Below are 21,795 nucleotides of genomic sequence, written 5' to 3'. Positions count from 1 at the left end.
CAGTAACAGGCTTGTCGGCAGCGACAGGCTACGACTTCCGCCTAGTTGTAACAGGTGGAGCAAATGCAGGCGACTCGAATATCGTGACGGTAACAACTTATTCGATTGAACCTTCACAGCCAAACCCGCCAAAAACGGACGAAACCGATGTTGAAGTGCTGGTGAACGGTAAAATTGAATACGCAGGTAAAGCGACTACAGCAATTGTGAATAATCAAAAGGTGACAACCATTATCGTGGATCCGAATAAGCTTAAGAACAGATTGGAGTCTGAGGGTCAGCATGCTGTCATTACGATTCCGTTAAAAGGCAGCTCAGATGTTTATGCTTCACAGATAAATGGGCAGATCATTTCTGATTTGGAACAAAAGCAAGCTACATTAGTCCTTCAACATGAACAATTTACGTATACGATACCTGCTTCACAGATCAGCATTGATGCACTCTCTAAGCTTTTTGGGAAAAAATTAAATCTTCAAGACCTCAAGCTCGAGATAGAGATTGCCAAGCCATTAGCAGATACCATAAAAATGGTGGAAAGTGCAGCAGTTAAAGGACAGTTTGAGATGGTTGTTCAACCTCTTAATTTTACAGTGCGAGCTTCGTATGATGGAAAAACGATTGAAGTTTCTAAATTCGATGCGTATGTAGAAAGAATGATAGCTATTCCAAATGGTATTGATTCTAACCGAATAACGACAGGGATTGTGGTTGAACCAAATGGATCAGTTCGTCATGTTCCAACTAAACTTGTCGTTAAGAATGACAAGTATTATGCCGTAGTGAACAGCTTAACGAACAGCACGTATACCATTGTCTGGCATCCACTTGCATTTAAGGATGTAGAGCGGCATTGGGCAAAAGAAGCTGTGAATGATATGGGTTCACGAATGGTAATAACAGGTGTTGGCAATGAAATGTTTAATCCAAATAAATCGATTACTCGTGCGGAGTTTGCTGCTATTATCGTTCGGGGATTAGGTTTGAAATTGGAGACAAGTTCATCGTCATTCTCGGATGTGAACAAAAATGAATGGTATAGCAGCTATATTCAAACCGCATTTGCAAATGGTCTTATTAACGGATATGAAGATGGAACCTTCCGTCCTATGGACAAAATAACGAGAGAGCAAGCCATGGCGATCATTGCAAAAGCAATGAAAATCACCGGCTTGAAACCGAGTGTTGCAGCGAGTGAAGCTGGAGAATTGCTGCTTCCTTATAAAGATGCGAATGACGCATCCGAGTGGGCGAAGAGCAGCATCCTCGATTGCTTGCAAGTGGAGATCTTCTCAGGCAGAAGCAGTTCTGTGCTTGCTCCTAAAGATGAAATCACGAGAGCAGAAGTAGCTGTGATCATCCAAAGACTTCTCCAAAAATCTAATTTGATTTAAAAGACTAAATACTAAAGGGTTATCTTACAAAGGTGAATACACCATTGTGAGATAACCCTTTTTTCTGTTTGAGCAATAGGATCTAAGTGAGCCTGTAAGCTCGATCATCGCCATTAAATTATTTTCATATAGCTGAATCCATAAACAGAGCCGAGCGCCATTACAATGGTCCATACGGCAAGGCTGACTGCCATCCATTGAATGACGCGTTTTCGCGAGGAACCTAATGATAAAGCTAATAAAGCCGCGATGTCGGTACCCACAATAAGGGGAGCCAGCAGGGCAAGTCCGGGAAGTCCGTAACGATCCCAAATTCGCCTTGCTCGTGTCTCCTTTTTGGATGACGTGGTAATGCCCTTCTTCAATCTTCGATTCGTATTCCACTTCGAAAATTGTTTGAAAAAAATGCCGAGGAGCAGTACCAAAAGAAAGTTGCCTGCAAAGCCGATAATGGCTACAGCTACTGGTGACAATCCTGCTACGATGCCAAGAGGTACGACTAGAAATACATCCAACCACGGCGCTGCTGCGAGTAAAAATAAAACAATATATGGCCATATCCCATCCGATTGCTGAATCCATTCAATCATAATGTTCCTCCAGTTATTATTTATCTAATTAGCTGAGGAAATGGTTTCGCCTTGAGTCGGCTTCATCGCATTTTCCCACTTCACATTGATGGATCGAGCAGTGAATAGATCGGGTCCGTCTGATAGCTGAAAATGCAAATGGGGCTCACTGCTGTTTCCTGAATTGCCGGTCAGACCGATGACGTCGCCTTTTTTGACCTTGTCTCCTGGATTAACTGTTGCAGAGCCTTTCTTGAGATGCGCTAGATGGCTGTATTCTCCACCGTGATCAATGACGACATTATTCCCAGCAGGTTCATTCGGATTCATTACCCCGACAGGCGCATTATCTAAAATATCATTCACTACCGATAGGATTGTACCATCCGCTGGAGCAATGATTTCTTTCCCGAAGGCATAATAGCTTTCATTTTTGAGCGGGTCACCTTTATAGGAAAAATGATCCTTTGTTTGGATAAAATCGTACGCGTATCGCTGAATCTCTAGTTCATAATGATAATTTACAAGAACATTCTCGCCGCCCCAAAATACAAACCAGTCGCCTTCAAAAGGTAAAGCATATTTATGTTTGCTCAGCTTCGAATCGGTTTCAGGTGAGGAGGTTAGTTCCTGAACTTGAATGGATGTAATGACTCCGTCAGAATCAAACATTCCGAGCAGCCCCTTATTCCCCTCGTCACTCACCCATATGCGCCGGTCGTAACCATTAAGCTGTATAGTAGAGGATTTCTCGAAGGTATGGATACCATTCGTAAACTCCTCTCCCGTCTTTTCTAAATCCGCTTCGCTTACCGCATCTTTTAAAGGCTGATTAAAACGGGCATAAATTTCCTTATACTTGCCGTCCAGCAGTGCCTTTGGCAGGTCGTCTGGCCTAAGTAATTGGTTCGTTGTCTCAGTGGGGCTCATTGTTTGCACAGCTCCTATGTTGGTGGTCACTGCTGAATTTTCTCCGCTGCAAGCGGCTAGAAGTAAAGCTAGTGAACCTGCGGCTAATGCTGATTTTGCAGTCATTGCTGTACCATATATATATTTCGTTGCTCCCTTTTTCATTTTCATCGCCTCCCGATAGTACCATTGTAGCAGCAGAGTCTTAGCTCTTATGAAACCCATCATTAACGCACTCTTAACTTTAAGAAGAGTGAATGGAAACGAATTAAGCTTCCCTTAAGATTAGAATGATTTAAAGTGAAAAAAATCATGCTATGATGATATAAACATCAGTTGGCGGAAGGAGCTGGCACGAATGAACCATGCATCGATTTTGCTCGTTGATGATGAGCAAGCGCTACTGGAGCTTTTGCAGACGGTACTGCGCAAGGAAGGCTACATGAATATTGATACCGTGCAATCGGGTGAAGAAGCCATTGAAGCTTGTGAAGCTAAAAAATACGATTTAATTGTACTGGATGTGATGCTGCCAGGGCGCAGCGGAATTGAAATATGTCCTTTTATCCGTCAAACGACGAACGCACCAATTTTATTTCTAACCGCTAGAACATCGGATTTCGACAAGCTGACAGGGTTTGCGATTGGCGGAGATGATTACATTACCAAACCATTTAATCCGCTGGAAGTGGTAGCCCGCATTAGGGCGCAGCTGCGGCGGTACTTTAGTTCGTCAACGGAAACGGATGCCTTAAAAAATACCTCAGAAGATTCTAACAATCGAAAATCTAACGTTTTTGATTACGGCCGATTTAAATTAGATGAGACAGCAGGTGAGCTGTTTATTGAAGGACAGGCTGTTTCATGTCCCGCGCTTGTGTTTCAGCTGCTGCTTTTTCTATGCAAAAACCCTAATCGAATATTCAGTAAAAGCGAGCTGTATGAGAAGGTTTGGGGTGAAGAGGCCTTCAGTGATGACAATACAGTCATGGTTCATATTCATCGGATAAGAGAAAGAATTGAAGCAGATCCGTCTAACCCAAAATTTATCGTTAACGTCAGAGGTATGGGCTACAAACTAGTTAAAGCGGAACAGCAGGAGCTTACTTTGCCATGAATATTAAGCGACAACTAACGCTAAAGTTCGTTCTTCAACTCGCAATAGCAGGAATAATCGTTCTTCTCATAGCTGCACTGACCTTTTATTGGATGCTGCAGCGGTTTAGCGAGATTAACATTACACGTGATTTTGCCAGTGTAGGGTTAGAACAGATGGTGGAATCCTCTAAGCTTGGCAAGAATGGCATTACGTTTGCACCAAGCTTGTTGAGGCAGGTGAAGAAAAATAACGGCTGGCTGCAAAGCTTAGATGAGAATGGAAAAGTCGCAAGTGCTTATAATACGCCAAAAGATGTTCCCAACCAATACGGACCAGGTGAATTAGTTGAACACTGGATGGGGAAGAGCGCATTTCCTTACCAGATTGCGCTATGGATACAGCAGAAGGATGGGAAGAAATTCACAATGGTCTATGGGGCTCCAAAAGTAATAGAGCCTATTTTGGAACAATTAAATGAAGTGGAATTCATTGTTTCTGAAAAGAAATTAGTCCTTCCAGATGCCTTATCAGGAAAAATAAGATCGGCGCATGCTTTTGTTCAACTGATCGATTCGGCAGGCGTGGAACTGGTCTCCTATAACAAACCCGATGCGGTACCTTCGTTATACTCCGTTCCGGAACTTGCGCTTCGTACATTGTATGGTGAAAGATACGGTTACCGGATAGCAACCTCGTATGATGCAGAAACAGGAAACACCTGGCTTGTCGGAGAGCCGAATACTGTAGCGGGAGATTCGGGCAAAAAGAAATGGATACCGGAGGAAGCACAGGTAGTCATTATCGGGTCCATTTTCTTGTTTATCTCCTTACTGGTCTTGTTCGTTCTCCTCTCACTATGGCAGGCCCATCGCTTTGGCGCACCGATGCTGCACATGCTTGTGTGGCTCGATTCAATAGGGAAAACGGTGTATGAAGAACCTGTTGATCGTAGAGGTCTCCATCGCAGCCGAACGTCAGCAGGAAAATGGCGGCGAAGGTATCGTGTTTTTGCTGATGTGATGGTTTCTATTGAAAAGTTATCCAATGCCTTGAAGCGAGAGCAAGCGATGCGGGAGCAAACGGAAAGCCTAAGAGAAGAATGGATTGCTGGCGTTACCCATGATTTGAAGACGCCGTTATCCTCTATAACTGGTTATGCCCATTTATTAGCAGAGCCGGCATATGATTGGTCTCAGGAGGAGGTACGTAAATTTTCTGCGACGATGCTGGAAAAATCGGCTCATATGGATATGTTGATCAGCGATCTTGCTATGACGTACCGATTGAGGTCGGGAATTCTTCCTCCTGAGACGATGAAGGTTGAACTGAACGCTTGGCTTTATGAAGCGCTTGAGCAGGCTGCCGCTGATCCTGCTTATGGAAAAGAGCGCATTGTATTTCATGCTGCGCAAGATGATGTTTGGGTCCAACTGTATACGCCTTGGCTGGAGAGAGTGGTTAATAATTTAACCGCTAATTCGCTGCTTCATAACCCGCCTGATACCGTTTTGACGGTATCGCTTCTGGCGACTGAAGAAGGTGGCGGAATAACGATAAAATTCACCGATGATGGCGATGGTATGGATGAAGCTACATTGAATCGGCTTTTTGAGCGTTATTATCGCGGCACGGATACCGCATCCACCACCAACGGTTCTGGACTTGGCATGGCAATATCGAAGGGACTGATTGAAGCTATGGGTGGCAGGATTACGGTTAAAACAACACCGGGTGAAGGGACGACGATTTTGTTAATATGGGGCTGACAACGTTGACTTTCATCGAAAAAACAACAAATGAAGAAACGCTGTAAAAATAGTGAATAAATGAAAAAAATGCTAGATCATGATATATTGATGATCTAGCGTTTTTTTTAATCTACAAGAGAATGAAAAATGTAAAGATAACATATTCTTGTCAATCGAAATTATTTGCCAGGGAGGGGTAAGAATGCAGCAACAGGAAAAAGAAATACAGGAGCTTAAAGAACGATTAGTTAACGTCGAGGAAAAACTTCAACGTAAATCGAATTCTTCTAACGCTCTTAAGTTTGTACTGTGGTTCATCCTGATATTCGTCGTTCTACTGATCGCAATTGGCGTATTGCAATTTATTAGCTCTAATTCATCCTAATTTAAAATAATATTCTAACGAATAAAGCGGCGGTCAATGACGTTACTATACGTCTTTGCCCGCCGCTTTAAGTTGTACTTAGGCTTTTTTAGTTTGAAGCCGTTTAAGTTCTTCATCCACACGAGCTTTGCGCTGCTCGAGCTGCTGATCGGAACCATATGCGCCAGCATGTAAGCTGTTGTATGAACCTTTTGTAAGCTCACGCTGTGCTTCTAATTCCATCACCTTCTGTTCAATCCGATCGAACCCTTGTGAAGCGGAGCTTCCATGAAGGGAGTTGGAATAGCCAGTAGAGGTTGCAGTTGTCTGCTGCACGCGAGTAATGAGCTCAGCGCGTTTTCCTTGGAGCCGTGTTTTCTCTTCTTTCAATGCCTCAATGCGATAACCGAGGTCAAGTACGGCCTGTTTTGCTAGCTGCTGGAGTCTTGCCGTTTCTTCGGCTTGTTCTAGATACAACAGCTTTGCTTCAAGCGCTGTACGCGCTTCTGCTTCACGTTCCTCAACTGCCGCTTGCTCTGCTTTACCCTCGTAATAGCTTACTTGACCGTTGAATTCACTTAGTTTAGATTGCAGCATACGATCCTGTGCTTGCTGCTGCGCCAACGCATGCTCAGTTTTGGCAATTTCCTCATCCAAATCTCTCAAATAATGATTAAGCATCATGACCGGATTTTCCATCTTGTCCAACATTTCATTTGCTGCTGCCTTTGTCATACTAACTACTCGTTGTAAAATTCCCATTGATAATCTCTCCTTAAAATTTTGTGTTTGGTTTTATTTTCATTTGCATTCGTTTATTTGATTTAGTAGTGATCGGCAAATCGAAAGTCGTTGTTAATTGCTTTTGGGATAAAGAGGGTAGCTATAAAATATGCGAGTATAACCGTTCCAAAGCTGAAGAACGCCGCAATGACAACTAACAATCTAACAATAGTGGAATCAATGCCGAGCCATTGTCCGATGCCTCCGCATAGACCTGTCAGCTTGCTGTCTGTCGTTGATCGAAATAATTTTTTCATATACAGTCATCCTTTCGTGTAGCTCATCTATGTCCTTATTGTAGTCTCTGGAAGATTGTTTCGTAACGGTCCTCGGGCCATTTAGGTGCTAGGCTTTAGGCGGGGACAGTCTGCGACGGGCGACGGGGCTGCGGTTATTCTTATAGCAGTTATAGGCTGTTCTTTATTAGAAATTGCAATTGGGATTGGTGGTGGTCTCAGTTGAAAATGTAAATCCATAAAAAAGCTGCCCGAGAGTCAATAGACCTTTGGGCAGCCTTATCGGGATGAACGTGTTGCTGTTAAGGTGTTAAAACCAAAGATTTACGGTTGTGGGTTGCATGTTCATTACGTAGCTAAACTGTAGAAGCGTTGCTTCTTCGAAGGAGAGGCCTAGAAATATTATTCCTGCCGGCAAACCTTCTGCTGGGTAATCAGTCGGAACCGTAATTGCTGGCTGTGAATCCTGAATAAGCGCTAAGTTGGTTATTGTTTACCGCTTTTCCGCCTTCTCGAGCGAGAGAGGCTGCTAAATTCCTTTACTCTATTCAACCAATCTACTATTATAAATTTAGATTTGAGAGATAATAATTAGTATAAATGGGAGATGGGACCAACATGAACAGATGGTTTTATTATAAAATCGGAATTTGCTTGCTGATCGTTTTTACACTGCTCCTTCCAAGCATCGGCGCTTCGTCCTCTGTCGCAGCGAATGACGCTAAGCCTGCTGCTTCCTATTTGGCAGAGCGTTGGAGCGAGAGCATCAAGGGAGGCGTAGCTGCGAATCCGGTCATCGGTGAGGACGGCACGGTGTACATCCTATCTCAGCAAGGGAAGGTTTATGCCTTTAGCCCTGCTGGCAAGCAGCTGTGGACTGCTGATGTTAGTCCTATGGATGTTACTTCTTCAGAAAGAGAAGGTCAGCTCGAATTAGGAGCAGACGGGACCCTTTATGTCGGCTCAAGAGGGAATTTATATGCTTTCAACAAAGATGGCGTGAAAAAATGGGAGTATGAAACAACCTATTCAAGCTTTCAAAAGGTTGTCGTTCAACGTAACGGCTTAATCTATATTCAAGTGAGATCAAGGGACCTGCTGCTTGCCCTGCGTATGGATGGTACGAAAGCATTGGAACGGACCAATATAACAAGTTTGGTAAAGTACGCAGACACTTTAGAGGATAAGGTTTTTATTACATCTTATAAAATAGATACCAAATTTGTTGAGGGCAAGCTAAGCTCCGAATGGATATCTTATGCTGAGGAATTAAATGCTAGCGGCTCATCGCGCTGGAAAGTCAATATGTATGGATCATCTTATAATACCCCAATGACGGACAAGCAAGGCAATTTAATCGTATATTTAGAGGCTTCGAAAAAAGGAGATCAATCGGGTAGTTCCCAGCTTAGTCAGGACAGAAGTCCAGGTGAGATTAAAGTGATCAGCGAGGGAGCTGTGAGAAAAAGTTACTCGCTAAGCGCAAGGTCATACGCTCCTGTTGTTTTTGATGATCAACAAAACGCTTATATTGTTACGAGAGATGCTGTCATTACTAAATTTGATACGCAAGGAAAATTGATATGGAAGCTGCAAATCGACGAAGATACTAATGTATTGGAAAACGGAACGGCCATGCAGCTGGATAAGGATGGTTCCCTTCTTTTCTACAGCTCATTGATTGGTTATGACAAGACGAAGGTTGAGAAAAAAGAGCAAAGTGAATATTTTAAAAATCGCTTGCTTCGGATAAATCAAAGAGGGGAATTGGATTCCTCTTTAAAGAGCGGCCTTTATGTTAGTTCGGTTGTTTGGTTAGACAATGGAGTGAATGTAATAAATGGTTATAATAAAGTTGTTTTGTCGGATTTGAAATCAACGAAGCTAACAGAGTACAACATGAATTCCCCCATTTATTTAACGTATAGGGATACCAATACGATCTATGTTGGAACAGAGAGCGGCCGGGTAATCGCGCTTGAAATTAAACAAGCCTCGAACAAGGGCGATGCGGTTTCCATCACGTTTGGGAACCTCTTTCCGTACATTGAATCAAAAAGTATATACTCGCTATTTGCAACTGTGAAGTGGGCAGATGGCAAGGAGCAAACCAATCCGCAAGGCATCGTTTATCGCAGCAGCAATGAAAAAATTGCTTATTTTGATAAACAGGGCCTTCATACGGTCGGAGCTGGTGAAGTCGAGGTGAGCGCTGAATATTTGCATTTAAAGACGACAATGAAAATTAAGGTAAACGAGCGAGCTTATATGAATGAGCCTGGGGTTACCTATAGCGCTCAGCTTGTGAAAAAATGGGGAGTGTCGCTGCCTACGCTTAATAGGAGTAATAATGAGGTATATCAGGCTCCCTTAATCTCGAATAATGGTACGGTTTATACGCTTAGCAGTCAAGGTAAGGTAGCAGCGGTCAGTTTGGAAGGAAAGCTTCAGTGGCAATACGATTTGAAGGAGCAGGTAGGGGTGAGACCTGCAATAGGGCCGGATGGACGGCTATTTATAGGAACGAATGGCGGTTTGCTTACAGCTTTTGATCCAAGCAGCGGCAAGCAGGTTCTCCATAATATGGTGGCAGCTAATCAGCGCAATACTATGCTTGGCTGGGATCGTTTTGGTAATAGATACACAGGTTTCACAAATAATAATATTGTAAGGGATGGCAACAAACGAAGCGTTACCAGTTATCTTGAAGCATCAAATGTTTCGGATACTCGGGTTTGGTCGATATCCTTGAGTGGAGAGATCACACATTTTGAGCCAACTTTAAATGATACTGGAGACACTTTATATGTTATCACTACGGCAGATGAGTGGGTTGGTGAGAGTGCGAGTACGACTATACCTTCAGGAATAGTACAAATTCGTAGACATGGCACGCTTTATGCTATTAATGCTTCATCTGGCAGCATACGATGGAAGTATGAGCTTGGCGCGTCAGATAATACATTTTATAAACCTTTGCTTCTTCAGGATGGCACCATTGTTATAGGCAGCTCACAAGGTTCCGTAGAAGCAGTTGATAAAGACGGCAAATCGAAATGGAAGAAAAATTTGAAAGTATATGCCTATACAGGACCATTTCTAAGCGGAGAAAAGCTCGTTATATTTAAACCGGGCGAGGGTATTGGCTTGACGGAGGGAGAAGAGCTTATCCGTTTTATTAACGTAAAAAGTTATCTCGAATCCAATAGCATTAATCAGCAGCAGAATGAATGGCTTCTTACTTTATCTGATTTAGGACGTCATTCCCTTGCATCCTATGATTTAGCAGGCAAGCTAAAATGGCAGCTCCCTATTGCAGGAGAAAAGACGGCAGTAAGTAAGATTAGCAACAACTTACAAGTCGCAGTTATCGATTCAGCTGGTGAATTAACCTTCTCTGATATAGAGGTTAAACATACTTCTGGACTTTTATTTTCCGATTTGAAGCTGCACTGGGCAAAAGGAGCCGTTGAGGAACTTGCTGCAGCAGGCGTTGTTGACGGTTTTCCTGATGGAACCTACCGACCTGCAGCTCAGGTAACGAGGGAACAGTTTCTGGCTATGCTTGCGAAAAAATTGAAAGTTTCTGTTAAAGCAGAAAACCTGTCATTTATTGACGTCCCCAGCACGCGCTGGTCTAGGTCATATATTGAATCGGCTGTAACACAAGGCTGGATTGACGCTTCAAAATATGGAAATCGCTTCAAGCCGGAACAGCCGATTACAAGAGAAGAGGTAGCGGTATGGACAGCAAAAGCGCTAAAGTTGATCGAAAAAACGGACGGCTTAGCTAAGATTTCTGACAAATCATCCATACAAGCATCAAACCTTGGGCTGGTGGGCGCAATAATAGATTCCGGTATTATAACTGGCTACAAGGACGGAAGCTTCAAGCCGCTCGCGACTTTGACTCGTGCAGAGGCAGCTGCTCTACTGGCACGAATGTAACAAGTTAGAGCAAAAGCACACGAAACCAGCAGCTACCTAAGATGTGATGTGGTATTAGCGTATTGAAAAGCTGAATAAAAAAAGTGCGACGTAGAACGTCATAGTATGACATATTATAAAAAGATGAATAAACAAGTGTGACGTAGAACGTCATAGGCAATCTTTGAAAAGTTGAATAAGATAGTTGTGACGTAGAACGTCCTAGTATGACATCTTTGAAAAGTTTAATAAAATCGTTGTGACGTAGAACGTCCCTGGTTTTCCTCTGTACAAGAGGAGCCAAGGACGTTTTTTTACTTTGAGGAGGATGAGAGATGGAATTTGCTGAAGAACATGAGAAATGGTTGAAAAAACATTTGCGTGCAAGTAAAGGAGAGCACAAGAGCAGGCTTCAGCGGGGACATGGGCATGGCGAACGTTTGTTTTTGAAGCAAGTATGGTGGCCGATGATGGGTAGTTTTGATCATTTACATCCGGAGTATGAAGTCGTGGACTGGCGTGGGAATCCGTTTTATATTGATTTAGTTTGGCAGCGGGGAGCGACGAGGTTTGCTTTCGAAATAAAGGGTTATGGACCTCATGTTCAGAATACCGATCGAATTCGATACCGACGGGAACTAAATCGGGAAACATTCCTGCAAGTGCTTGGATACCGCGTCGTGTCCATACCTTATGACGAGTTGGAGGAAAAGCCACAACTTATTGTGTCTTTGCTGCAGTCGCTGCTGGCTCCTTATTTGGTGACACACACGCAAGAGCAAAACATGACACGCTTTGAGCGTGAGTTATTGCATTATACGTTTAGGTCGAACAAGAACATTCGCCCTGCCGATGTGATGAAGGAGTTTCAAATTAATCGCCGCACAGCGGTCAAATATTTAAAAAGACTGTGTGACATTGGCAAGCTGCGTCCAGTTGTATCTGGGAAGGGCATTCGTATTGTCAGCTATGAGCTAATACGCGCGGCTTTTAATCCCTTTTTGTAGGGAGCGGAAGTGGACGTGGAAGTAGGAGTAGGAGTAGAAGTAGAAGTAGAAGTAGAAGTAGAAGTGACGGCTGAATATGTGTATGTGTGCATTTGTGGAGCGTATGCCATGTAAGTATGTGGAATGTGACATGTAAGTATGTGGAGTGTGACTGAATTGTATGCGAATTGTATGTATGTGGAGTGTGTCTTAATTGTATACGATTTGTGTAGGTAGAGAGGGATTGAAGTGGTGTATATGGATTGTGAATGTAGTGTGTGTGGGGCGTGAATTTGGATTGTGCACGTAATATGAGTGAAGTGTGCATGTACCGCGCGTAAAGTTTGAATAAGTGCAGGAGTGCACCTATTTTCAATAAATGAGATGGATTTGACGAAAATAGGTGCACAAGTGCATCTATTTGAGTAAATTTTGAGAGTAGTTGGTGGAATAGGTGCATTTATGCGCTTAGATAATCCTGCTGATATGGACCGGGGAGCTCACTCAACTAATCAGCATGTAATCTCGGTTTTTTTGGTTGAAGGTAGCAGCTGGATTATGAGAGAATGTGCATTTGTTAAGTGTATTGGGTGTTGGGTAAAGCGTTTGTAGAGCGTGCAAGGTGTCCGATTGGATGTGTGTTAAGTGTACAAGGAGTGCTATTAAACTATCAGTATGTTAATTGTATAGGTAGTGTGCTGTGAGTGTGTAAGTGGTTTGTGCATGTTGTGTGATTGTAGTGTGCGTAACTGGACCTGGAGTGAACATAAGCGCAGAAGTGCACTTGTTTCTATCAAATTTGGTGGAGGAGACTCAAATAGGTGTAGAAGAGCATCTAGTTGAGCAGATTTGAAAGGGAGCTGGCGGAATAGGTGCAAAAGTGCGTCTTTTTGAGTGGATTGGAAAAGTAATTATCGGAATAGGTGCATTTATGCACTTAGATGACCTTCCTGATGCTGACTAGTACGCTGATTTAGCTAGCCTTCTTTGTATTCTTCTTGGCTTTTGTAAATAGTAGTAACTGGACGCGCAGTAGTGTGAATATGTGAAGTGTATTAGGTGTGGGGTTATACGTTTGTAGAGCGTGCAAGGTGTCCGATTGGATGATTGTTAAGTGTACAAGGAGTGCTATTTAACTATCAGTATGTTAATTGTATAGGTAGTGTGCTTTGAGTGTGTAAATGGTTTGCGCATGTTGTGTGATTGTAGTGTGCGTGACCGATCGTAAAGTGTAAATAAGCGCAGAAGTGCACTTGTTTTTATCAAATTTGGTGGAAATGACTCAAAAAGGTGTAGAAGAGCATCTAGTTGAGCAGATTTGAAAGTGAGCTGGCGGAATAGGTGTAAAAGTGCGTCTTTTTGAGTGAATTGGAAAAGTAATTGTCGGAATAGGTGCATTTATGCACTTAGATGACGTTGCTGCTGCTAATGGGGATTTCACTTAGCAAGCCTGCTTTTTGTTCTTGGCTTTTTTAAATAGTAGTAACTGGACGAGCATCAGTGTGAATATGTGAAGTGTATTTGGAGTGAGAGTATGCGTTTGTAAAGTGTGCGAAGAGTGTGATTGAACATTATGGGAGTAGTGTATGTAGTGTGCTTTGAGTGTGTAAATGTTTTGCGTATGTTGTGTAATTGTAGTGTGCGAACCGGGTGCGGAGTGTAAATAAGCGCAGAAGTGCACTTGTTTATATTAAATTTGATAGAAATGATGCAAACAGGTGCAAAAGTGCATCTAGTTGAGCGGATTTGAGAGGTAGCTGGCGGAATAGGTGCAGAAATGCACTTAGATCAAGCAATTGAGGTTAACTATGTACCTAAATGAAGCTATTGAGGTTAACTATGTACCTAAATGAAGCTATAACGGTTAGCTGTGCACCTAGATCAAGCTATTACGGTTAGCTGTACACCTAAACTAAGCCATTACGGTTTAACTATTCACCTAGATGCAACTGAAGCGGGCAACACCATAGCACCCGCCCCATCCCATCCCACCCCAAGCAGACTTTTTTCAAAAAAGATCAGACTTCTAACAAAAATGATCATTCTTAAGCGCTTTCATCTGTTCTATGCTAATAAAATCCAATTAGGATCAGATTACCATGGAGGATGGGTGAAAGATGATTAAGAGGAAAAAAAGCACGGTTTTCAAATTGTATGTTTGGATGATTTGTTTTGCTATTTTGAGTCAATTGGCTGTATGGCCAAGTACGGTATCCTATGCAGAGGAAGTCGTTGAGGTAAAAACGATCGCGAGCATTCCCTCTATCGAGATGAACACAACAATAGGGAACCCGCCGATTCTTCCGCTGGAGGTACAAGCTGTATTTAGTGATGAATCCGTTGGACAAGTTCAGGTAAGCTGGGACGAAATTGATCCCTCGCAATATGCAGAGGCTGGAGCTTTTAAAGTAGAAGGCAGCGTTCAAGACACTCCCCTCAAGGCTTCCGCAGAAGTTACAGTGAGGGAGAACGATTTTACAGTATTTCTGAATGAGATTACGAGCAATGTACCAGATGGACAAAGCATCGTTTCTTACAGCAACAATTATCAGTCCATGCAGCCCGAGTTGATGACTTTTATGAAAGGAAACGGGATTACATCGGTTAACAATGGGCTGACGGTAGAAATGAATTCGTTAGAAAAAAATATCGCTATTGCTGCTTGGGATAAAGGACCATGGCTGTCCGCCGGCACAATCGATGCAACGCTGCGTTACACCAGCGGGACGCAAGGCAATATCGGGTTTGTAATCGGAGCCTATAATTCTACCCAAGGCTTGTCTATTCGTTATGATGCGGGTACAACTTGGGTCATTCAAAGCCCAGATGGTTCTGGCGCGTGGGAATCTTTTGAAGGACCTGAGTTGAAAATGGATACCGATTACCGGATCAAGATTGGTTATAACGGAAACAAGCTATTGGTTATCGTTGATGGTGTTACATATTACAACAAGGAAACAAATTTATTAAATCTCAAGGCTGGAATAGGTCAGGTGGCTTTGTATAAACGTTTTGCGACAGGACAAGTCATTATGAAGGATATTAACATTCAAGGCGTTGGCCAAATCGAAAAACCGTCAAATATCATCAACTATGTACAAAATTACGAAGACCCGGCATACACACCTCGTTGGTCCGGACTTAACGCTCAAGTGGTAACCGACATTACAGGCAATAAGGTATTATCGCTAAAAAAAGGCGCTAAAGAACGCGGAGCAGATTTGGATTCCCCGCAGCTACAATCGGGTACGCTTTCAATGGATTTTAAGCTAGTCAATCCTGTTAAGCTTTCTAGCGGCCAAGGTTTTGCATTTGGCTTCAGAATGAATGAGACGGCAAGCATCTTTAGCGAAATCGGAGTCGATCCAAATCGCTGGTTGCCTGAATCCAGCTCTGGTTGGGGCAGCAATTTAAATATTCCTTATCCGATTCAGGGGAAATGGAACAATCTATTGTTCAATTTTAATGGAAAAACAATTACGGTCTATATGAACAAAAAGCTAGTTGGCGATATTACATTTGCTGATTTTACCGATGCGGCTGGCTTTTTTGGACTTCGAATTAGAAGTACAGTAGAGCTGTATATCGACAATCTGCAGTATACGAATCAAATCATTACCCCAAAGGAATTGGTGCAATACAGCAACAACTTCCAGGATGGCATTACGGGAGGGTGGAGCAGCGGCTCTTCATCCATCGTCAAAGAAGGCAGCAATCGCTTCTTGAAGTTGTCCGGCATCACGGGCACCGTATTGAATAACGATGCGCCACTCCTACAGAGCGCAACCTATATGCTGGATGTGAAACCTACGACTGATGCAATTGGTTTTGCTATAGGCAGCAGCTCTTTGGTGAAATTTGCGAACGACCACTGGATTTTGGAGAAGGATGGCAGCACTATTCCTTTTGTAGCAAGTGACGCTGTTTCATCGAGCCCATTACTTATGAGTTGGAATAAGGTCGGATTACAATATAGCGACTCTTCGGTCACACTAAGTATAAATGGAGCTAAGTTGACTGCGAATCTACCTTCCGGGCAGCAATTCGGTGAAGGTTCATTCGGAGTATACGGGCAAGGTGACTTGTATGTGGACAACATTTTGTTCACGGAGGAATTTATCCAAATGGATACTTCCCCTGTAGCAAGCAAGATGTATTATGAACAATATTATGAGACAGCTTCAAGCATGAACTGGACAGGACTCGGCGGCAGTCAGGTCGTCGATGGTTATTTGAAGGGAAGCATCGCTTCGGGATCGGTTGCGATAAATGAAGATATCGTACCCGTGAAAAACGGCGTATACCAGGTCAAGATGAGGACAAATGCTTCGTCCGCAGGAGTTAAAATCGGTAATACAGCCATTTATTACGAAGGTCAAGGAAAATGGATGTATCAACCTAGCGGTGGAGAGAAAATAGCTATTGGACACAGCGTTGAAATTGTACCTGGCAAAGATTTTATTTTGCGGGTGCGGTTGATCGAAAATGAGTTGAATCTTTATGTGAATGGCATTTTGGCGGGCACTGTTCAAACGAAAAACTTCACCCCGGGAGCGTTTGGAATTTATAATCCCGGAAATGATGTGATGCAAGTTGAGCTGGATGCGATGACCGCAGAAGAAATCAGAATTTATGAGCCTGACTTCTCCACGCCTAACTGGAGCGCGATGGATTCAAGCAGTCCGGCCGTGCTGGAAAGCGGTGAAGGCAGCGTTAAATTAAGGCTGCCGGGCGTATCGCTCGTTACCGATAATAACAGTCCGGACGTTGTCGATCAGAAAGTAACCTTTGATTTCAAGACGAGTGTAGGCGCTGGGGCGGATGGAGGGCGCTATGGATTTATTTTGAGAGGATATGACGATAACCGCTACGTATCTATCGTTCATGACATCAATGGAACTTGGAAGCTTTCCGCAAACGGCAACGATTCCAACTTCCCTACTGCATATTCCATGGCGGCTGAAACTGTGTATAAAATCGAATTGAATCTGATCGGCAACACAGTTACTTTCGCTATTACTGATGCTGATGGCAACAGAACGGATATGGGCGCGGTTACGGATAATACGGTGACCTCAGGGGCTGGGAAATTTGGAGTGCGTTCGTGGTATAGCGCCAAAGAAATGACGATTGCCAATCTCAAAGTGGTTGAACAGGAGTCCATGCCAAGGCTTCAGCTTGCGGCGGAGCTTGATTCGATCACCAAAAACGATATGACTGTTACGCTGAATAAGGGTTTTCCGAGTATTTTTTCTTATCAGGTCGGCAATAAGACGATGAAAGCAGCAGACGAGCAAACCAATACATTACAAATTAACAATACGGAGTATACAGCTCAGACGGTTTCGGAAAAGGTAGGCGAAAGCAAATATGCCTATACGATGGCTTTTGACGAAATTGGCGTGGTAATCAAGGCTTTCATAGAAGCAAAAGAAAATAACGTTGTTCGATTCGAAGTGAGCGACATTCAAGAAAAAAGTGATTTTGTTGTCAGATCTCTCGAGTTGAATAGTTCACTCTTCTATGTGGATAGCTCTATGAAAGGCGCGACGTACGCTTGGAACAAGTCTGACGGCAAGTGGCACGGGATTACGGAAGAGCTGGTTGACGACATGTCCAAAATGAATCAAACCGGTTCATTCGGCGCAACGATGACGATGGTGAGCTCAGAAGGACTGGGCGCGTCTATGGAAAATAACGTGATGAGCGGCGGCAATAAGATACTCGTTAACGCCGAGAAAAAGCCCCTTGTAAACAAGCTTACCGTAAAACCAGGATCGTGGACTTATCGTCATACCCAGAGCAATGAAAAGGAAGCGCTGCCATGGTATAACGTTGTTCTTACCGAGGATCGCAATTCTGATGGAAAGGTAGACTGGCAGGATGCAGCTGTGGCTTATCGTAAAGAAATATACGTGCAGCCGTTCGGCGCCGAAGACATGAAAAACAATATGATGTACATTGCGTTCAACTTCGCCAGCCAAGCAAATGATCCGTTCCTGAACGCTTTGGACACCGGTAAAGTGCTGTACAATTATTCCGACGGCTTTGGTCAAATGATTTTGGAAAAAGGTTATCAGGCGGAAGGGCATGACGATGATATTCCTTCTTATTCCAACATTGGGGTGAGACAGGGCGGATTAGCCGATTTTAACTACTTGATTGACGAAGGGGCCAAATATAACCTTCGCGTCGGCGTTCATTTAAACGCCACAGAATACCATCTTGATGCAAACGAGCTGAACTATTCCAATCTGACAGGCGCTACGCCAAACGGATATAAACAGGATCGGCTATCAAAAGGTTGGGATTGGATCGATACGAGCTATTATGTAGATCAGACAAAGGATGTTTTGAGCGGTGATCTGAAGTCACGATTTACAAACTTGTACAATCTCACCAAAGATCCAGCAAACCCGAATGACCCAGCTTTGGATTTTTATTATATCGATGTATACACAGGCAATGATTACAACGCTTATAAATTGCTGCAGTATGCGAATGGCTTGGGGTTGAAAGTAGGAACAGAATTTGCGGGGCCGATTGAGCCCGGATCGGTATTTGTCCATTGGGGAACGGATTTGGGTTATCCGAACCAAGGGAACAAAAGCATTCTTTACCGATTGGTTAAAAATGACCTCGATATTTTCGTCGGCAACGCGCTGTTTAAAGGCCAGAAAATCCCGGTCGTAGCGACTTGGGGTGATTCGAAGCCAGATATTCAACAGGGTGTAACCGTGTTTTTCAATGAAGTGCTTCCGACAAAATTTATGCAGCATTATGGCGTCATGAAATATGAGACGGATCAAGTGACTTTTGACCAAAATGTTGTATCCAAACGAAATAAAGCAAACAACAAGATTGAGCTTTCCAAAGACGGGAAAGTCATCTCTTCTTGGAAAGATACCGGAACAACGACGGATACAGCCGAGCGTCATACGAGCGAAGCAGACTCCTTGATCCCGTGGCTGTGGGATGTGAAGACCAACCAGCCTCTAGGAATAAACGAAGGAGCTAAATTGTACCACTGGAATACGACCGGTAATACGACGACTTGGCAGCTGACAAATGATTTTAAAGACGTTGCATCGTTTAACATGTATGAATTAACACAGCAAGGCAAGGTGCTTGTAGATACGATTGCTGCGGTGGATGGATCGCTAACGATTGCGAAGGCAAGTAAAAATACGCCTTATGTTCTATACCCTGCGACAGCAGACGCTTTAAACCTGATTCCTTCTGCAGGTGAATGGGGAGAAGGCAGCCTGATTAAGGATTTTGCTTTCAATTCGGAGAAATTTAATGTTGAAGGATCATGGACAGTTAATGATACGTCCAATGCTTCCATTAAGGTCGTTCAAGGTGATGTTGGATACGACACGACAAAAGAGATGGTGAGGTCCAACTGGAACCGCTATGCGGAAATTGGAAGCCGTGCCGGTGAGTTGTCTCAGCAAATCACTGGATTGATTCCGGGAGGAGAGTATACGGTGGGTGTATGGACTCAAACCGTTAAAGGAAGGAAATCCTCTCTGCAGGTAACCATGAACGGCAAAACGTACAGCAATTATGTAACAGGCTTGGACGGTTCACATCAAAGTTCATTTAAATATGTAGACACAACTTGGCAGAGAATGAATGTGAAATTTAAGGTGCCAGAAGGTACGACAACGGCAACAATCAAGTTAATCGCAGATGCTGGAGCTGGCACTGTGCTATTCGATGATGCCCGAATTTGGAAGCATCTGACGGCGGGAAGCGGTGCTGAACAAGCTGGTTACGTCGTGAAGGAAGATTTTGAGAATGTGTATGAGGGCTGGGGGCCTTTCGAGTATGGAGGCGGCAGTCGAATGATTCATATCGCATCGGATCAGAGCAACCCGCATGACAACAATCCGATTGCTCAAGCAGCTGACCAAAAAATAGGTCCTGTCATGACTTGGGTATTGAATGGTCAGAATTCATTAAAGCTGAATGAAACTGACGTGGGCAGACTGATCAAATCAAATGAGTCCGACATTAAACTAAAAGCGAATAAGACGTATGAGCTTGGCTTTGCTTATACGATGGAAAATGGGGTTACTTATGAGGTCAGCGTGTTGTCTCGTTCGCCCGGCGCTGCTGTGTTGAAGGAAACGCTGCAAAACAAGCCTAATTCGGGGATCAAGGCAGAGGATGGCTACATCCGCTTTAGCCAAACCTTCACCACTGGAGCCCAAGACGATTATCAGGTCGTGTTCAAAATGATAGCCAAAGGCGCAGGTAATGCGACTTCTGATTATGCTTTTATATTGGACGATTTCTATATCAAAAGTACGGGCGTTGACTATGCGAAGGAGCTGCTGCTGCAAGCAATTAAAGATGCACAAGCGCTTAAAGAAGCGGAGTATACTCCTGTGACATGGGCGACTGTTGCGACGGCTCTACAAAGCGCTATTGAAGTGAGCAGCAATGCTGAAGCGACAATAGAAATGATTGAATCAGCGAGGACAGTTTTGGAGAAGGCTGTGAGCGAGCTGGAGACTCATGTCATCGCTATTGTAAGCTTGCAGGCAGTGTCAGTGACCACTACGGTTGGTAAGGCGCCGGTGCTGCCTCAGACTGTGAGGGCTGTTTACAGTGACAAATCGGTTAAAGATCTTTCGGTCGTCTGGAATGAGATCAAAGCTTCCGATTATGCGCAAACGGGCACTTTTGAAGTAGAAGGCACGGTTGCAGGTACCACGCTAAAAGCGATCGCTACGGTACAAGTGCAGGCGGACAACAGCGGACCGGGTACAAATCCAGGGACAGATCCAGGTACAGGGACGAATCCTGGAACAGGCACTGATCCAGGCACAGGTACAGATCCGGGAGCGGGAACTAAAGTCACTTTCCAAGATACAGCCAGCCATTGGGCAAGAAAAGAGATTGAAGCTCTTGCAGCCAAAGGCATACTAACAGGCGAATCAGAGAACAAGTTTAACCCTAATGCGTCCATTACTCGCGCTGAAATCGCGGCTATGTTCACTCGGGGATTCAATCTCCAAGCAAGCACTCCTCAATCGTTTGATGATGTGCGCGGGGACAAGTGGTACAACAATGTGATATCGGCTGCATCGGAATCGGGATTGCTGCAAGGAACAGGAGGCAATCGATTCGAGCCCGACCGTTCCCTTACCCGTGAGGAGATGGCTGTCATTATCACGCGAGTGCTGCAAATGAAAGGTAAGCTGCCTACTCTTGCGACATCCGAAGACTCCATTTTAGCGAGCTTTAAAGACGAAAATCAAGCAGCCGCTTGGTCCAGAAATGCGCTGGCTATTTGTATCCAAGCAGGCTTGTTGAAAGGCATGCCGGATCAAACGCTCAAAGCGAACAAAGAGCTGACTAGAGCGGAAGCGGCGATTGTACTGAGCAGATTGTTCGACTATTTGAAATAGATTTAAAGTTGTTAGAGGACTAGTAGCTTTCTCTACATTTTGAATGAGCTGTCCTAGAAATAGTCGGTACGCTTTGAATTTTTAAAAATAGCGATATAGGGAGTTATTCCTGTATCGCTATTTTTCTATTCTGATCCATGGCTGCTTGCTTAAGCAGGTAGCGGGCAATCAAACGCTTCACGACCCATTAGATGACATTCTGGCAGACGATAAGCAAGAGACGGAACTCAGGAATCCATGGATTCTGTAGCCCCTGTAGTAGCCCCTTAAAGCCCTCAAAGCCCTCAAAGCCCTCAGAACACCCTGAAATCCCGAAACCCCGAAATCCCGAAACCCCGAAACCCCGAAACCCCGAAAC

11 protein-coding genes are annotated in these 21,795 nt (G+C 43.8%); 7 read left to right on the top strand and 4 right to left on the bottom strand.

What is annotated here, in order from left to right; translation table 11 throughout:
* A partial coding sequence (locus tag BK120_RS33555) for an S-layer homology domain-containing protein (protein ID WP_144376921.1) occupies nucleotides 1-1,394 on the top strand: 1,394 nt, incomplete at its 5' end.
* Nucleotides 1,395-1,507: 113 nt separating this feature from the next.
* Here BK120_RS33555 and BK120_RS33550 read toward each other — a convergent pair.
* Together BK120_RS33550 and BK120_RS36330 are read right to left on the bottom strand one after the other, a co-directional pair.
* Nucleotides 1,508-1,984 carry a small multi-drug export protein gene (locus tag BK120_RS33550; RefSeq protein ID WP_076271809.1) on the bottom strand — a complete coding sequence of 159 codons (477 nt, stop codon included), beginning with the start codon at nucleotides 1,982-1,984 and terminating at the stop codon, nucleotides 1,508-1,510.
* 24 nt (nucleotides 1,985-2,008) lie between these two features.
* Complete coding sequence (locus BK120_RS36330; RefSeq protein ID WP_076271808.1) at nucleotides 2,009-3,037, bottom strand: peptidoglycan DD-metalloendopeptidase family protein; 1,029 nt, start codon at nucleotides 3,035-3,037, stop codon at nucleotides 2,009-2,011.
* 193 nt (nucleotides 3,038-3,230) lie between these two features.
* Between BK120_RS36330 and BK120_RS33540 the strand changes: the two genes are divergently transcribed.
* The 3 genes from BK120_RS33540 to BK120_RS33530 all read left to right on the top strand — a co-directional run bounded on the left by BK120_RS33540 (nucleotide 3,231) and on the right by BK120_RS33530 (nucleotide 6,104).
* Complete coding sequence (locus tag BK120_RS33540) at nucleotides 3,231-3,989, top strand: response regulator transcription factor (RefSeq protein ID WP_076271807.1); 759 nt, start codon at nucleotides 3,231-3,233, stop codon at nucleotides 3,987-3,989.
* Nucleotides 3,986-5,737, top strand: a complete 1,752-nt coding sequence (locus BK120_RS33535; RefSeq protein WP_076271806.1) for a sensor histidine kinase — start codon at nucleotides 3,986-3,988, stop codon at nucleotides 5,735-5,737. The genes BK120_RS33540 and BK120_RS33535 overlap by 4 nt, the downstream gene beginning before the upstream one ends.
* Nucleotides 5,738-5,921: 184 nt before the next feature.
* Nucleotides 5,922-6,104, top strand: a complete 183-nt coding sequence (locus BK120_RS33530; RefSeq protein ID WP_076271805.1) for a hypothetical protein — start codon at nucleotides 5,922-5,924, stop codon at nucleotides 6,102-6,104.
* Nucleotides 6,105-6,182: 78 nt separating this feature from the next.
* On the opposite strand, the gene BK120_RS33525 is transcribed toward BK120_RS33530, so the two are convergent.
* Nucleotides 6,183-6,845, bottom strand: a complete 663-nt coding sequence (locus tag BK120_RS33525) for a PspA/IM30 family protein (RefSeq protein ID WP_076271804.1) — start codon at nucleotides 6,843-6,845, stop codon at nucleotides 6,183-6,185.
* A 62-nt stretch (nucleotides 6,846-6,907) separates the two neighbouring features.
* Complete coding sequence (locus BK120_RS33520) at nucleotides 6,908-7,123, bottom strand: PspC domain-containing protein (protein ID WP_076271803.1); 216 nt, start codon at nucleotides 7,121-7,123, stop codon at nucleotides 6,908-6,910.
* A 597-nt stretch (nucleotides 7,124-7,720) separates the two neighbouring features.
* Between BK120_RS33520 and BK120_RS33515 the strand changes: the two genes are divergently transcribed.
* From BK120_RS33515 to BK120_RS33505, 3 genes are all read left to right on the top strand, one after another.
* A complete protein-coding gene (locus BK120_RS33515) occupies nucleotides 7,721-11,050 on the top strand; it encodes an outer membrane protein assembly factor BamB family protein (protein WP_076271802.1) in 3,330 nt (1,109 codons plus the stop codon).
* A 314-nt stretch (nucleotides 11,051-11,364) separates the two neighbouring features.
* Nucleotides 11,365-12,036, top strand: coding sequence for a hypothetical protein (locus BK120_RS33510; RefSeq protein WP_076271801.1), 672 nt, complete (start codon nucleotides 11,365-11,367; stop codon nucleotides 12,034-12,036).
* 2,096 nt (nucleotides 12,037-14,132) lie between these two features.
* Nucleotides 14,133-21,437 (top strand): endo-alpha-N-acetylgalactosaminidase family protein, encoded by a 7,305-nt coding sequence (locus BK120_RS33505; RefSeq protein WP_076271800.1) that lies wholly within the window; start codon nucleotides 14,133-14,135, stop codon nucleotides 21,435-21,437.
* Nucleotides 21,438-21,795 lie beyond the last annotated feature (358 nt).

It is taken from the genome of Paenibacillus sp. FSL A5-0031 (assembly GCF_001956295.1).
Lineage (GTDB): Bacteria > Bacillota > Bacilli > Paenibacillales > Paenibacillaceae > Pristimantibacillus.
This window is presented reverse-complemented; position numbering and strand designations above follow the sequence as displayed.